Below are 13,364 nucleotides of genomic sequence, written 5' to 3'. Positions count from 1 at the left end.
ACTCGACGCTCCCCCGGAAGGTCCGCTCGAGCCCTACGCATCGACGATCCCCGCTTCGTCATGAACCACGACATTCAACCCCTCCTCCCCACCCGGCGCAACGAAGTACCGGGTAATCAACTCGAACTCCGCCTCCGACGCCTGAAACGGATGCTCCCCTCGCGCATTGCGCGCGTGCAGCCGTGCTTTGCAAACCGCATCGCCAACATCGAGGAAATGAAGCCGATGATCACGACCGGCGGCCTTCGAAACCCCAAGCCCCCAAGCACGCGCCGCCACGGTATTGAACGGAAAATCGAGCACCACCGAAACCCCCGCCCGCAGTAAGGCGCAAACGTGATCCCCGATCACATCCTTGACGCGCTTAGCACATCGAACATAATCATCGACCGACAGAATCTCCCCCGGATAGAGCCGGGCGAGCCACACGTCCTCACTGAGCAGTACGGTCCGCTGTTCGCTCGCGAGCCTCGCGGTGAGCGTCGACTTCCCCGACGCGATCTTGCCGCATACCATGTGGAGCAACGCCGCGTCGCTCGATGGCACTGCGTGAAGTGAACTCTCGGTCTGCATATCCAGGCGCTCCGTGGATAGCCCAGAAAGCAAAAACCCGCCTTCCGGGCGGGTTGTGATGACAAACGTTCAGTCGATGGCTACCCCGCCGGCAAAAGTGCGGCGCAAATAATCGAATGGGTAGACGGTCGGTTCATGTGCCTCAGAATAATCAACTGCCCAATCCGGCGCAAGCAAGTTCGACGCAACAGGCTTCAACGCGCTGCGCACGCAAAGCCGGCACTCACACAATCATCGCCCCGCACCGATCACGGCCAAAGGCTACCCTCCTCCCCCAACCCGCGCGCAGCCAGCCGAACCGTGGCATCTTCGTTCCACTTCCTGCTGCCCGAAAACAGCCTGACAGAACGCGCAACCGGCGACCAATCGCGATCGCGCAACGCATTGAGGTCGAGCGCCACCTCCAGCGCGCGAAACTCCCGCAGCCTGTCCTGCTCATCCAGCCCGACCAGTGTGGCCAGCTTCTTGCAATTGAACAGCGACAGCCGTTCCAGCCTTGCGCCGGACAGATCCAGCGTCGACAGCTGCAGCTGATCCTCGATGCGCAGCGCGGAAAGCGACGGCAAGCGCGACAGGTCACCCATCGTGGACAGCCCGCGCACACGAAGGACCTGCAGCAGTTCGATGGTGGGGCTCGACAGATCGTCGAGATTGTCGCGACCGCCCAGGAGCAACGTCATTTCCTTCAGGCCCGGGCTCGCCTGGATGAAGCCGAGCGGATACTTTTTCGCATAGCAACTGAGCGTCAGCTTGCGCAACCCGGGCAGGCTCGCAATCGCGTCGATGCCCTTGGCATGGCCCTGGACGAAGAGTTCGGTCAACGATCCGCATTTCGCCAGCGGCGACAGGTCGATGTTTCGCTTTTCGTTTTCCGACAGCATCAGCCGCTCGAGCCGGCCCAGTTCGATCGTGTCGAGGAAATCCGGCCGGTTCAGATTGAACACACCGAAGCCCAGCCGTTTCAACCCCGGCAGCCTGCCGATTTCCTCTTCATGGACGATCTCGGTCAGGCAATCGACCGACAGGTCGCGTGTTTCAGGCAATTGGCGCAGCACGGCCGCATCGAACGACGTCTGGTAGTGACCGTAGAAACGGACCTGGAGCCGATCCCCGGCCAGCCGGCAAGCCTCGTTCAGCGATTGCAGGATGTCCGGGCCGTAGGCGTCGGGCTTGCTGAACTGGACAACCACCCGCCCGTGCTGCTCGCAGGCATGCGCGATCTCCGTCGGCGAAATGGTTTCCGGATTGGTCATCCGGCCATCGAATACCTGCACCATGCTCTCTCCGGCAATGGGTTCACGGTCTTGTCGTCAGGCGGTCGCGGCCCGCATCCGCGCACGGTCCGACGCCTGCCTTACTTGAATTCCGGCTTCCGATGATACAAAACCCCTGCCGCGCGTTACTTCGGAAACACACCCTTGCTCATCGAGTCGAGCTGCCGAACGATCTCCGCGCGCAATTCGGCCGATACCTCGATGCTGTCGAGCAATTCCGAAATCCACAGCCCGTCGGCGGCGAGCCGGCAGATCATCAGCGTCGCGGCCTGCGCGAGCGGCACGGGATCGGGCCGCGTCCATTCGCGCATCGGCACCGACCATCGCTCGCGCGTGTCCTGCTCGGTAATCATCGATGCGACCAGCACGCGCAGCACGTCGGTACTCGCGGCCGGATTGGCCGCATCGAGCACCGCATGCAGATAAGCACGCGCCGCCGCGCCGTCGCCGCCTGAATCCGCCGACATTCGCGCGGCCATCTGCGCGCCGAAGCGCTCGGTCGCCTGCCCGAACAGCGCATCCAGCAACCCCTGCTTGTTCGCGAAGTGATACTGCAGCGCGCCTTTCGTCACGCCGGCGCGCTCGGCCACCGCATCGAGCGTCAGCGCGGCCACGCCGTGATGTGTCGCGATTTCCGACGCAGCCGCCAGCAACTGCGCCCGCACCTGATCCGGCGCTTTTTTCCGACGCACACCGGCGACGGCGGCGGCCGGCGCCGGTGATCCTTCGGACGCCCGTGCACCGGCCGTTCCAGCCGGTTCGACAGGCGCGGACACGTCGTGCGGCGCGGGTTCGAGGCGTTTTTTCATGGTGCGGATGGTAGCACCCGGCGTCTCGGTATAAACATTCCGGCTGGATGGTATGATCCGCCGCATGACTAAACCCGCCCCCTCTCCCTGGTCCGCGCTCGACACCGCAATCGCCCGTGGACGCGACGCGCTCGTGCGTCTTCAGCAGCCCGACGGCAGCTGGTGTTTCGAACTCGAATCCGACGCGACGATCACCGCGGAATACATCCTGATGATGCATTTCATGGACAAGATCGACGACGTGCGCCAGGAGAAGATGGCGCGTTACCTGCGCGCGACCCAGCGGCTCGGCACGCATGGCGCCTGGGATCTGTACGTCGACGGTGCGCCGGACGTGTCGTGCAGCGTGAAGGCGTACTTCGCGCTGAAGGCGGCCGGCGACAGCGAACACGCGCCGCACATGGTTCGCGCGCGCGACGCCATCCTGAAGCTCGGCGGCGCGGCGCGCGCGAACGTGTTCACGCGCATCCTGCTCGCGACGTTCGGTCAGGTGCCGTGGCGCGCGGCGCCGTTCATGCCGATCGAATTCGTGCTGTTCCCGAAGTGGGTGCCGATCTCGATGTACAAGGTCGCGTACTGGGCACGCACGACGATGGTGCCGCTGCTGGTGCTGTGCTCACTGAAGGCGCGTGCGCGCAATCCGCGCAACATCTCGATCCGCGAGCTGTTCGTCACGCCGCCGGACGAGGAACGCCAGTACTTCCCCCCCGCGAGCGGCATGCGCAAGGTATTCCTCGCGCTCGACCGCACGGTGCGCCATATCGAGCCGCTGATGCCGAAAGGCCTGCGACAGCGCGCGATCCGGCATGCGGAAGCGTGGTGCGCGGAACGCATGAACGGCGAGGACGGGCTCGGCGGCATCTTCCCGCCGATCGTCTACAGCTACCAGATGATGCAGGTGCTCGGCTACCCGGACGACCATCCGCTGCGGCGCGATTGCGAAAACGCGCTGGAGAAGCTGCTGGTCACGCGGCCGGACGGCAGCATGTATTGCCAGCCGTGCCTGTCGCCGGTGTGGGACACCGCGTGGAGCACGATGGCGCTCGAACAGGCACGCGGCGTCGCGGCGCCGGAAGGCGACGACGCAGCGTCGGGCGCGCTGCGCGAACTCGATGAACGCATCGCACGCGCGTACGACTGGCTGGCCGTGCGCCAGGTCAACGACCTGCGCGGCGACTGGATCGAGAACGCACCGGCCGACGTCGAGCCGGGCGGCTGGGCGTTCCAGTATGCGAACCCGTACTACCCCGACATCGACGACACGGCGGTCGTCACCGCGATGCTCGATCGCCGCGGCCGCACGCATCGCAACACGGACGGTACGAACCCGCATGCGCGGCGTGTCGCGCGCGCGCTCGACTGGATGCGCGGGCTGCAATCGCGCAACGGCGGCTTCGCGGCATTCGATGCCGATTGCGACCGCCTGTACTTGAACGCGATCCCGTTCGCCGATCACGGCGCGCTGCTCGATCCGCCGACCGAAGACGTATCGGGCCGCGTGCTGCTGTGCTTCGGCGTGACGAAACGCGCGGAAGACCGCGCATCGCTCGCGCGCTGCATCGAGTACGTGAAGCGCACGCAGCAGCCCGACGGCAGCTGGTGGGGCCGCTGGGGGACGAACTACATCTACGGCACGTGGAGCGTGCTGGCCGGCCTCGCGCTCGCCGGCGAGGACAAGTCGCAGCCGTACATTGCGCGCGCGATCGAATGGCTGCGCGCGCGGCAGCACGCGGACGGCGGCTGGGGCGAAACGAACGACAGCTATATCGACCCGAAGCTGGGCGGCACGAACGGCGGCGAAAGCACGTCGAACTTCACCGCGTGGGCACTGCTCGCGCAGATGGCGTTCGGCGATTGCGAATCCGATTCGGTGAAGCGCGGCATCGCGTATCTGCAGTCGGTGCAGCAGGAAGACGGCTTCTGGTGGCACCGCTCGCACAATGCGCCGGGTTTCCCGCGCATCTTCTACCTGAAGTATCACGGCTATACCGCGTACTTCCCGCTGTGGGCGCTCGCGCGTTACCGGCGGCTGGCGGGCGCGGCTGCTACGGCGCCCGCAGCAGTGGAAGCCACCGACACGGCAGTCGCTTGAACGACCCCGCGCCGCGGTGCCCGGGAAGGGCGCCCGGCGCGGTCGTGACGGATCCCCCTCCCCGCCGGATCAGCCGGCCCCCTTCCCCCGCATCCTCGCGAACGCATCGCGCAGATCCGCGCAGAACGCGTCGCCGATCATCGACAGCGGCTGCGACGCGGACGTCACCAGATAGAAGTGATCGGGCACGGCCGGCTCGAACGGCTTGACGGCCACGCGCTGGCCCGCATATGCAGCCGTCACCGGATCGATCAGCGCGACGCCCGCACCGTTCGCGACGAACGCGACGATCGTCTGCGACAGCTGCGCCTCGATCGACAGCACCCGCGACACGCCGGCCTCGACGAACACGCGGTCGATCGCGCTGCGCGCCTCGAAGCTCGGCGGAAACGAAATGAACGATTCGTCGCGCAGGTCGGCCGGCTGCACGACGCGCTTGCGCACGAGCCGATGCCCGCGCGGCACGATGCAGCACATCGCCGCTTCCGCGAGCCGCTCGCCGCGCACGGCCGGATGCGGGACAGGTTCGGCGATCAGCCCGACGTCGCACTGCCCTGACGCGACCTTGTCGACGACAGTGGACGCACTGTGCGCGAGCAGCGTGATGTCGACGCCCGGATGCGCGTGCGAGAAACGCGTGACGAGTTCCGGCAGCAGATCGAGCGCGACGGCCGGCGAGCCGGCCACGCGCAGCGTGCCGCGCCGCATCGCGCGGATCTGCTCGGCCGCCTGCGCTACGCGATCGAGCCCGACGAACGCGCGTTCGACCTCCTCGTACAACACGCGCGCCTGCGCGGTCGGCGTGAAGCGCCCCTGTTGCCGCTCGAACAGCACGAAGCCGATCCGGTCCTCGAGATCGGCGATCAGCCGGCTCACGGCCGGCTGCGAGATATGGAGATCGCGCGCGGCGCGTGTGACGGTGTGGCGCTGCATCACCGCGCGAAACGCTTCGATCTGACGAATCCTGAGCGAGGGCGTGGTCATAACACTGGATTATGGGTCGTTGATCAAGCTGTATTGGACAGCACATTTTGCCTGTCCGAACATCGGTTCCGCAACGTAACGAAAGCAAGGAACCGCGCCGCCATGGGATATAACACGCAACCGTTTCACCCGCGACGACGGAGTCGCGCATGACCGTGCGCCGCTTCGACGTCGTCGTGGCCGGCGGCGGTCTCGTCGGCATGGCCATCGCGTGGGGCATCGCGCGGCTCGGCAAAAGCGTCGCGGTCTGCGACGGCGACGACATCGCGTTTCGCGCGGCGCGCGGCAATTTCGGGCTCGTGTGGGTGCAGGGCAAAGGCGGCCGCTGCCTGCCGTATGCGCGCTGGTCGCGCGAATCGTCCGAGCGCTGGCCTGCATTCGCCGCACAGTTGCAGCGCGAAACGGGGGTGGACTGCGCATTCGAACGTCCGGGCGGCATCGAACTGTTCGAGCATCGCGCGGAACTCGACAGCGCAGCGGACCTGCTCGAATCGCTGCACCGGCAGGACGCGGCGCTGTCGTATGAAGTGCTCGATCCGGCGGCGCTGCGCGAGCGCATCCCGTCGGCATCGCCGTCGCTGGCCGGCGCGTTGTGGTCGCCGAACGACGGCCACGCGAATCCGCTCTACACGCTGCGCGCGATGCTGCAGGCGTTCCAGCAGTGCGGCGGCGTCTATCTGCCGCGCAGCGAAGTCACCGAGATCCGCCCGTGCGCCGGGCGCTTCGAGATCGACACGCGCGACACGCGGCTCGAAGCCGGGCGTGTCGTGCTCGCGGCTGGCCTCGACAACGCACGGCTCGCGCCGATGGTCGACCTGCGCGCGCCGATCTCGCCGTTGCGCGGCCAGATCATGGTCACCGAACGCCTCGCGCGGTTTCTCGACTATCCGACGCTGGTCGTCAGGCAAACGCCGGAGGGCTCGGTGCTGCTCGGCGATTCGGCCGAAGACGTCGGCCTCGACGACGGCCAGACGCGCCCCGCGATGGTCGACATCGCACGCCGCGCCCGCACCGCGTTCCCGGCGCTCGCGCACGCACGGATCGTGCGCGCGTGGGGCGCGCTGCGCATCATGACGCCCGACGGCCTGCCCGTCTACGAAGCGTCGGCCACGCATCCCGGCGCGTTCATCGCGATCTGCCACAGCGGCGTGACGCTCGCGGCGACCCATGCCGATCTCGTCGCGCCGTGGATCGCGGGCGGTGCTGCGCCCGCCGACCTGTCCGCCTTTACCACCGCGCGCTTCGCCGCGCCCACGGAAGCCCGGCATGTTTGACTCCCTCATTCCCGCCGCCGCGATAGTCGAACGCGTGCGCATCCATATCGACGGCACGGCGCACGACGTGCCCGCGCACTACAGCGTCGCGGCCGCGATGCTCGCCGCCGGGTCGGCCGCGTGCCGTGCGAGCGCCGTGAGCGGTGCGCCGCGCGGCCCGTTCTGCATGATGGGCGTGTGCTTCGACTGCCTCGTCGAAGTCGACGGCTTGCCCAACGTGCAGGGCTGCATGACGCCCGTCTCGGACGGCATGCAGGTGCGCCGGATGCACGGCAAGGCGAGGCTCGCATGACACGCCGCCAGTGCGATCTGCTGATCGTCGGCGCAGGGCCGGCCGGGATGGCGGCAGCCGCCGCCGCGCGCGCGGCCGGGCTGTCGGTCGTCGTCGCGGATGAAAGCCGTGCGCCCGGCGGCCAGATCTACCGCAACGTGACCGATGCACCGGCCGCGCTCGCGCAATGGCTCGGCGCCGACTACACGGCCGGCCGGCCGCTCGTCTACGGTTTGCTCGCGAGCGGCGCGCACCACCTGCCGCGCAGCGTCGTGTGGCAGGTCGCGTTCGAGCCGGAACCCGTCGCGATGCTCACGCAAAGCGGCCCGTCCGGCGGCACGCTCGAAGTCGGCGCGCGCGCGGTGCTGATTGCGACCGGCGCGCAGGAGCGGCCGTGGCCGGTACCCGGCTGGACGCTGCCCGGCGTGATGGGCGTCGGCGCCGCGCAGACGCTGCTGAAATCGTCGGGCCTCGCGCCGTCGGCCGATACCGTGCTCGCGGGCAGCGGCCCGCTGCTGTGGCTGTTCGCTGCGCAATTGCTGAATGCGGGCCGGCGCGTGCGCGCACTCGTCGACACGACACCGCGCGATGCGTGGCGCCGTGCGCTCCCGCATGCGCTGCCGGCGCTGCGCGGCGCCGACTATCTGCTCAAGGGCTGGCGCATGCTGCGCGCGGTGCGCAATGCCGGCATCCCCGTGTATCGCGGCGCGACCGACATCCGCATCGACGGCGACACGCACGCCGAACGTATCCGCTTTCGTGACGACGATGGTGTCGTGCAGACGCTCGACACGTCGCTCGTGCTGCTCCATCAGGGCGTGATTCCGTCGACGCAGCTCGCGCGCGCGCTCGGCTGCGCGCACGACTGGGACGCGCCGTCGGCGTGCTGGCGCCCGCAATGCGACGCGCGCGGCCGCAGCAGCGTGTCGCGTGTCTGGATCGCAGGCGACGGTGCGGGAATCGGCGGCGCCCAGGCAGCAGCGCTCGCCGGCGAAGTGTCGGCGCTCGACATCGCCGCGCAACTCGGCGCGCTCGACGCAGACCGGCAGGCCACACGCGAACGCCCGGTGCTGCGCGCCTTGCGCCGTCACCTCGCGGTGCGTCCGCTGCTCGACGCGCTGTACACGCCACCGGCCGCGCTGCGCCGCCCCGACGACGACACGATCGTGTGCCGCTGCGAAGAAGTCACGGCAGGCGAGATCCGCCAGCTCGCCGCACTCGGCTGCCAGGGGCCGAACCAGATGAAGGCATTCACGCGCTGCGGGATGGGTCCGTGCCAGGGGCGCTGGTGCGGCACGACGGTCGGCGAACTGATCGCCGACGTGCAGCAGCGCAGCGTCGGCGACGTCGGTCATTACCGGATCCGCGCGCCGATCAAGCCCGTCACCGTCGGCGAGATGGCCGACGCCCTCGAACTGTCGAACGATTTCCAGCGCGGCGAATTCCCGAGTTGACGCGCACACGCACGCTTCCCCCACACACGAACGGAGCCAGACCATGAAGACGCGCCTCACGATTCTCCTTTCCGCCGCCGCGATGGCCTTTGCGTCGCAAGCGTCGGCAAAGGAGTGGACGACCATCCGCATCGGGGTCGACCCGACCTACCCGCCGTTCGAATCGACCGCGACCGACGGCAGCGTGAAGGGCTTCGACGTCGATCTCGGCAACGCGCTGTGCGCGAAGCTGAATGCGAAATGCGTGTGGGTGTCGAGCAGTTTCGACGGGCTGATTCCGGGTCTGCAGGCGCGCAAGTTCGACGTGATCCTGTCGTCGATGGCCGCGACCGAACAACGGCGCCAGCAGATCGACTTCACCGACCGCCTCTATCGCAACCAGACGCGGCTGATCGCGCGCACCGGCTCGGGACTGCTCCCGGACGCGGCGAAGCTCGCCGGCAAGCGCGTCGCGGTCGAGCAAGGCACGATCCAGGAAACCTATGCGCGTGAAAAGTGGGCCGCGGCGAAGGTCGAGGTTGTCCCGTATCCGAGCTACGACCAGGCGTATGCGGATCTCGTCAGCGGACGCGTCGACGGCGTACTGATGGATGCCGTGCAAGGCCAGCTCGGGTTCCTGTCGACGCCGCGCGGCAAGGGCTTCTCGTTCGCGGGCGGTGTGGTGTACGACCCGAAGATCATGGGCAACGGCGATGCGGCCGGCGTGCGCAAGGCCGACGGCGACCTGCGCGACGCGCTCAATCGCGCCATCGCGCAGATCCGCAGCGACGGTACCTACAACACGATCCAGTCGAAGTATTTCGACTTCGACATGTACGGGCATTGACGGCGAACGCGGGGCGATCGAAGGGCCGCTGCACCGACTGCCGGCCGTACGCGTGCAGCCGGTATTGCGACGATTGACGTTCACCGAAGCGACGGGATCCGCGCCGGCCTGTGCGGCCGCATCGCTTGCCGCTCAGCGAGCGAGCGGCAACGGCGCGTCGGGAGCGACGAGCTGCTGCTCGCGCATCTCGCGCCAGAAATCGGCGGGGATATCGAACGTCAGTGCCGCGACATCTTCCGCGATACGCTCCGCACGGCTCGCACCCGGAATCACCGAAACCGTCGCCGGATGCGCGAGCACGAACTGCAGTGCGGCCGCCTTGACCGGCACGTCGTAGCGCGCGGCGATCGCGTTGATCCGTTCGACCTTCGCGACGATTTCCGGCGGCGCCTTCCGGTATTCGTAGTGCGCGCCGCCGACGAGCACGCCCGAGCTGTACGGGCCGCCAACGACGATTCCGACGTTACGGGCCGCGGCCGCCGGCATCACGCGTTGCAGCGCGCGCTCGTGGTCGAGCAGCGTGTAGCGACCGGCGAGCAGCATCGCGTCCGGGTGCGGCTCGGCGAGGTCAAGCACCAGTTCGATCGGTTCGACACGGTTCACGCCGAGGCCCCACGCGCCGATCACGCCTTCTTCGCGCAGCTTGCCCAGTGCACGGAATGCACCCTTGCGCGCCGCTTCGAATTGCGCGAGCCATTCGTCTCCATAGATGTCCTGAGCGATGTCGTGCACCCATACGATATCGAGGCGATCGGTACGCAGGCGCTTGAGGCTGCCCTCGATCGAGCGCAGCGTCGCGTCGGCCGAGTAATCGCTCACCAGCCGGTTCGCGCGGCCGTGCGCGAAGATCCCGCTCTTGTCGCCGTAGTCGCGCGTCTTCGCGTCTTCCATTTCGTCGAGCACGATACGGCCGACCTTCGTGCTGATGAAGTAGTCGTCGCGGCGATGGCCAACGAGCGCGTCGCCGAGGCGCGATTCCGCGAGGCCCGCGCCATACGACGGCGCGGTGTCGAAGTAGCGTATGCCGCGCGCCCACGCGGCTTCGACGGTTGCGATCGCTTCTTCGTCGGGAATGTCGCGGAACATGTTGCCGAGCGGCGCTGCACCGAAACCGAGCCGGTTGCCGGCCGGCAGCGTGTCTTTGAGACTCATGTGTTGCTCCAGGTTTGACAGGAAAGTGCACCCAGTCTAGGTTGCACAAACAAGTCCGTCCAAGACATAATTCATCAAACTTGAGTCCCATAAGGTCTTATATGCTCGACATCCGCCAGCTTCAATATTTCATCGCGGTCGCGGAAGAAGAACACGTCGGTCGTGCGGCCGAACGCCTGCACATTTCGCAATCGCCGCTCAGCCGCCAGATTGCGCAGCTCGAGGAAAAGCTCGGCCTGACGCTGTTCGAACGCAGCCAGCAACGCATTCGTCTGACGCGCGACGGGCGCACGTTCCTCAGCGAAGCGCACGCGTTCCTGCGCCACGCGAACCGGCTCGAGTCGCTGGCGCGACGGCTCGGCCGCGGCGACGAAGGCGGCCTGTGCATCGGCTACCTGGAAACGGCCACGCACTCGGGCGTGCTGCCGCGCGCGTTGAAGACGCTGCGCGCCGAGCGCCCCGCCGTCCATATCGCGCTGTACAACTACACGTCCGCCGCGCAGCTCGAAGGCCTGCGCGAGCGCAGTCTCGACATCGCGCTCGTCACCGAGCCACCCGCGCCCGACGATCCCGAACTCGATGCGACGATGGTACTGAACGACCCGATGCTGCTCGCGATGCCCGACGGGCACCCGCTCGCGAAGAAGAAGACGCTGGTCGCCGACGATCTCGCCACGCAAGCGTGGATCGGCGTGACGCAGCAGGAAAGCGCGCCGCGTCACGGCGCGTTCGTCGCGGCCTGTGCGAAGGCGGGTTTCTCGCCGGAGATTTCGGTGGAAGCGACCGAGCCGCTCGCGGCGCTCGGGCTCGTCGCCGCCGGGCTCGGCGTGACGATGATCCAGCAGAGCCTGCGTCATCAGGTGCCGGAGGGCGTCGTACTACGCGAGCTGCCGTGGTTCAGCTACCGTACGCCGCTTTGGGCCGCGTGGCACAAGGTCAACCTGCGGCCGCTGGTCGGCACCTTCCGCGAGATCCTGACCGGCGAGGACGTCGTCGCGGCGGTCGGACAATGACACCCTGGATGGTCGGGGCGCCGGCACATCGGTGCCGGCACGCATGCGATGCAAACGTGCCAACGCCTTCGCTGCGAGCCTGAACCCGCGACGAAGGCGCTGACGGAGCCCGATATCGCCAGGCTCCTGCTCGCACGATGCGATGCGCTGCCGTCAGGCCACCGCAAACCGCTTCGCCAGTTCCGCGAGACCGTCTTCGTAGATCCCGCGGAACAGCTTGACGGTATCGTCGTCGGTCGCGCCGTGCGGCGTGAACGTGCCCGACCACTCGACGGCCGACGCGTTCGGGCCGTTCTCGCGCACGCGCAGCGTGGAGCGATAGTTCACGACCGGGAACGGCGCTTCGAGGATCGCGTACGTGTAGCTGCGCGCCGCTTCGTCGAACGCGACCAGCCGCTCGACGATCGCCTCGCCGGCCGGGTTCGCGAGACGCCGCACGCGCCCGCCTTCGCTCAGCTCGCTGGCCGGAATGTACGACAGCCAGTCGGGCAGCGACCCGAAGCCGCCAATCAGTTGCCAGACGGTCTCGGCCGAAGCCGGGAGTTCGATGCTTGCATTTGCCTGTGCCATGCCATCACCTTTCAGGATCAACGATCGGTCGGCAGCGGCGCATTGGCCGCAATCAGACCTTGTTCACGCATGTCGCGCCAGAAGTCGGCCGGAATCGCCACGTTCAGCGCAGCCTGGTCTTCCGCGATCCGCTCCGGACGGCTCGCGCCCGGGATCACCGCGACGGTGGTCGGATGCGACATCGAGAACTGCAGCGCGGCGGCCTTGATCGGCACGTTGTAGCGCGTGGCGATCGCCTTGATCCGCTCGACCTTCGCGAGGATTTCCGGCGAAGCCTTCTGGTATTCGAAGTGCGACCCGCCTGCGAGCACGCCCGAGCTGTACGGGCCGCCGACGACGATGCCGACGTTCTGCGCGGCAGCCGCCGGCATCACGCGTTGCAGCGCGCGCTCGTGATCGAGCAGCGTGTAGCGGCCGGCCAGCAGCATGCCGTCCGGTTGCGGTTCGGCAAGGTCGAGCACCAGTTCGACCGGTTCGACGCGGTTCACGCCGAGGCCCCATGCCTTGATCACGCCTTCTTCGCGCAGCTTGCTCAGCACGCGGAATGCGCCCTTGCGCGCCACTTCGAATTGCGCGAGCCATTCGTCGCCGTAGAAGTCCTGCGCGATGTCGTGCACCCAGACGATGTCGAGGCGGTCGGTGCGCAGCCGCTTCAGGCTGTCCTCGATCGAACGCAGCGTCGCGTCGGCCGTGTAGTCGTTGACGATGCGGTTCGGCCGGCCGTGTTCGAACAGGCCGCCCTTTTCACCGAGATCGCGCGCCGACACGTCTTCGACTTCGTCGAGGATCACGCGGCCGACCTTCGTGCTCAGGACATATTCGTCACGCGGGTGGTTCGCCAGCGCGTCGCCGAGGCGGATTTCCGCGAGGCCGGCGCCATAGAACGGGGCCGAATCGAAATAACGGATGCCGTGTTGCCATGCCGCTTCGACGGTGGCCGCGGCTTCCGCGTCAGGGATGTTGCGGAACATGTTGCCGAGCGGGGCAGTACCGAAACCAAGGATCTTGTTACCGGGCAGCTTGTCTTTGAGACTCATGATTTTCTCCAGGGAGTGAGGGAAAGCGAGTTCAG

At 67.4% G+C, this 13,364-nt stretch carries 13 protein-coding genes; 6 read left to right on the top strand and 7 right to left on the bottom strand.

Annotated elements, in window-relative coordinates; translation table 11 throughout:
- Positions 1-33: 33 nt before the first annotated feature.
- From ACWMMN_RS33250 to ACWMMN_RS33240, 3 genes are all read right to left on the bottom strand, one after another.
- Entirely contained in the window at positions 34-573 is a 540-nt protein-coding gene (locus tag ACWMMN_RS33250) for a P-loop nucleotide/nucleoside kinase family protein (protein WP_174992282.1), read from the bottom strand.
- A gap of 248 nt (positions 574-821) precedes the next feature.
- On the bottom strand, positions 822-1,850 hold the full coding sequence (locus tag ACWMMN_RS33245) for a leucine-rich repeat domain-containing protein (RefSeq protein ID WP_486424361.1): 1,029 nt from the start codon (positions 1,848-1,850) through the stop codon (positions 822-824).
- 122 nt (positions 1,851-1,972) lie between these two features.
- The gene (locus ACWMMN_RS33240) at positions 1,973-2,656 is read right to left on the bottom strand and encodes a TetR/AcrR family transcriptional regulator (RefSeq protein WP_059241267.1); all 684 of its coding nucleotides are present in this window, start codon (positions 2,654-2,656) and stop codon (positions 1,973-1,975) included.
- 52 nt (positions 2,657-2,708) lie between these two features.
- On the opposite strand from ACWMMN_RS33240, the gene shc reads away from it, so the two are divergent.
- Entirely contained in the window at positions 2,709-4,748 is a 2,040-nt protein-coding gene (gene shc, locus ACWMMN_RS33235; RefSeq protein WP_340625862.1) for a squalene--hopene cyclase, read from the top strand.
- Between the two features lie 69 nt (positions 4,749-4,817).
- On the opposite strand, the gene ACWMMN_RS33230 is transcribed toward shc, so the two are convergent.
- Positions 4,818-5,732 (bottom strand): LysR substrate-binding domain-containing protein, encoded by a 915-nt coding sequence (locus ACWMMN_RS33230; protein WP_486424360.1) that lies wholly within the window; start codon positions 5,730-5,732, stop codon positions 4,818-4,820.
- A 149-nt stretch (positions 5,733-5,881) separates the two neighbouring features.
- On the opposite strand from ACWMMN_RS33230, the gene ACWMMN_RS33225 reads away from it, so the two are divergent.
- Genes ACWMMN_RS33225 through ACWMMN_RS33210 form a run of 4 tightly spaced genes read left to right on the top strand, consistent with a single transcriptional unit; the run spans position 5,882 to position 9,557 of the window.
- Positions 5,882-7,006, top strand: a complete 1,125-nt coding sequence (locus ACWMMN_RS33225) for an NAD(P)/FAD-dependent oxidoreductase (protein ID WP_486424359.1) — start codon at positions 5,882-5,884, stop codon at positions 7,004-7,006.
- On the top strand, positions 6,999-7,298 hold the full coding sequence (locus ACWMMN_RS33220; RefSeq protein WP_486424358.1) for a (2Fe-2S)-binding protein: 300 nt from the start codon (positions 6,999-7,001) through the stop codon (positions 7,296-7,298). Before ACWMMN_RS33225 ends, ACWMMN_RS33220 begins: the two co-directional genes overlap by 8 nt.
- The gene (locus tag ACWMMN_RS33215; protein WP_486424357.1) at positions 7,295-8,731 is read left to right on the top strand and encodes an FAD/NAD(P)-dependent oxidoreductase; all 1,437 of its coding nucleotides are present in this window, start codon (positions 7,295-7,297) and stop codon (positions 8,729-8,731) included. Before ACWMMN_RS33220 ends, ACWMMN_RS33215 begins: the two co-directional genes overlap by 4 nt.
- Positions 8,732-8,774: 43 nt before the next feature.
- Positions 8,775-9,557 (top strand): ABC transporter substrate-binding protein, encoded by a 783-nt coding sequence (locus ACWMMN_RS33210; protein WP_340625860.1) that lies wholly within the window; start codon positions 8,775-8,777, stop codon positions 9,555-9,557.
- 132 nt (positions 9,558-9,689) lie between these two features.
- On the opposite strand, the gene ACWMMN_RS33205 is transcribed toward ACWMMN_RS33210, so the two are convergent.
- Positions 9,690-10,709 (bottom strand): aldo/keto reductase, encoded by a 1,020-nt coding sequence (locus ACWMMN_RS33205; protein ID WP_059241260.1) that lies wholly within the window; start codon positions 10,707-10,709, stop codon positions 9,690-9,692.
- A 101-nt stretch (positions 10,710-10,810) separates the two neighbouring features.
- On the opposite strand from ACWMMN_RS33205, the gene ACWMMN_RS33200 reads away from it, so the two are divergent.
- Positions 10,811-11,722, top strand: coding sequence for a LysR family transcriptional regulator (locus ACWMMN_RS33200; RefSeq protein ID WP_059241259.1), 912 nt, complete (start codon positions 10,811-10,813; stop codon positions 11,720-11,722).
- Between the two features lie 153 nt (positions 11,723-11,875).
- On the opposite strand, the gene ACWMMN_RS33195 is transcribed toward ACWMMN_RS33200, so the two are convergent.
- Both ACWMMN_RS33195 and ACWMMN_RS33190 read right to left on the bottom strand, forming a co-directional pair.
- Positions 11,876-12,292, bottom strand: a complete 417-nt coding sequence (locus ACWMMN_RS33195) for an SRPBCC family protein (RefSeq protein ID WP_486424356.1) — start codon at positions 12,290-12,292, stop codon at positions 11,876-11,878.
- A 17-nt stretch (positions 12,293-12,309) separates the two neighbouring features.
- Positions 12,310-13,329 carry an aldo/keto reductase gene (locus ACWMMN_RS33190; RefSeq protein ID WP_486424355.1) on the bottom strand — a complete coding sequence of 340 codons (1,020 nt, stop codon included), beginning with the start codon at positions 13,327-13,329 and terminating at the stop codon, positions 12,310-12,312.
- Positions 13,330-13,364 lie beyond the last annotated feature (35 nt).

This window comes from Burkholderia cepacia complex sp. TUM26381, assembly GCF_057439935.1.
The sequence above is the reverse complement of the archived record's forward strand: the minus strand, read 5'-3'. Positions and strand labels throughout refer to the sequence as shown.

Excerpts from the sequence above, each read along its gene's own strand:
- ACWMMN_RS33250 (WP_174992282.1), bottom strand. The coding sequence starts at position 573 with ATGCAGACCGAGAGTTCACTTCACGCAGTGCCATCGAGCGACGCGGCG.
- ACWMMN_RS33245 (WP_486424361.1), bottom strand. The coding sequence starts at position 1,850 with ATGGTGCAGGTATTCGATGGCCGGATGACCAATCCGGAAACCATTTCG.
- ACWMMN_RS33240 (WP_059241267.1), bottom strand. The coding sequence starts at position 2,656 with ATGAAAAAACGCCTCGAACCCGCGCCGCACGACGTGTCCGCGCCTGTC.
- shc (WP_340625862.1), top strand. The coding sequence starts at position 2,709 with ATGATCCGCCGCATGACTAAACCCGCCCCCTCTCCCTGGTCCGCGCTC.
- ACWMMN_RS33230 (WP_486424360.1), bottom strand. The coding sequence starts at position 5,732 with ATGACCACGCCCTCGCTCAGGATTCGTCAGATCGAAGCGTTTCGCGCG.
- ACWMMN_RS33225 (WP_486424359.1), top strand. The coding sequence starts at position 5,882 with ATGACCGTGCGCCGCTTCGACGTCGTCGTGGCCGGCGGCGGTCTCGTC.
- ACWMMN_RS33220 (WP_486424358.1), top strand. The coding sequence starts at position 6,999 with ATGTTTGACTCCCTCATTCCCGCCGCCGCGATAGTCGAACGCGTGCGC.
- ACWMMN_RS33215 (WP_486424357.1), top strand. The coding sequence starts at position 7,295 with ATGACACGCCGCCAGTGCGATCTGCTGATCGTCGGCGCAGGGCCGGCC.
- ACWMMN_RS33210 (WP_340625860.1), top strand. The coding sequence starts at position 8,775 with ATGAAGACGCGCCTCACGATTCTCCTTTCCGCCGCCGCGATGGCCTTT.
- ACWMMN_RS33205 (WP_059241260.1), bottom strand. The coding sequence starts at position 10,709 with ATGAGTCTCAAAGACACGCTGCCGGCCGGCAACCGGCTCGGTTTCGGT.
- ACWMMN_RS33200 (WP_059241259.1), top strand. The coding sequence starts at position 10,811 with ATGCTCGACATCCGCCAGCTTCAATATTTCATCGCGGTCGCGGAAGAA.
- ACWMMN_RS33195 (WP_486424356.1), bottom strand. The coding sequence starts at position 12,292 with ATGGCACAGGCAAATGCAAGCATCGAACTCCCGGCTTCGGCCGAGACC.
- ACWMMN_RS33190 (WP_486424355.1), bottom strand. The coding sequence starts at position 13,329 with ATGAGTCTCAAAGACAAGCTGCCCGGTAACAAGATCCTTGGTTTCGGT.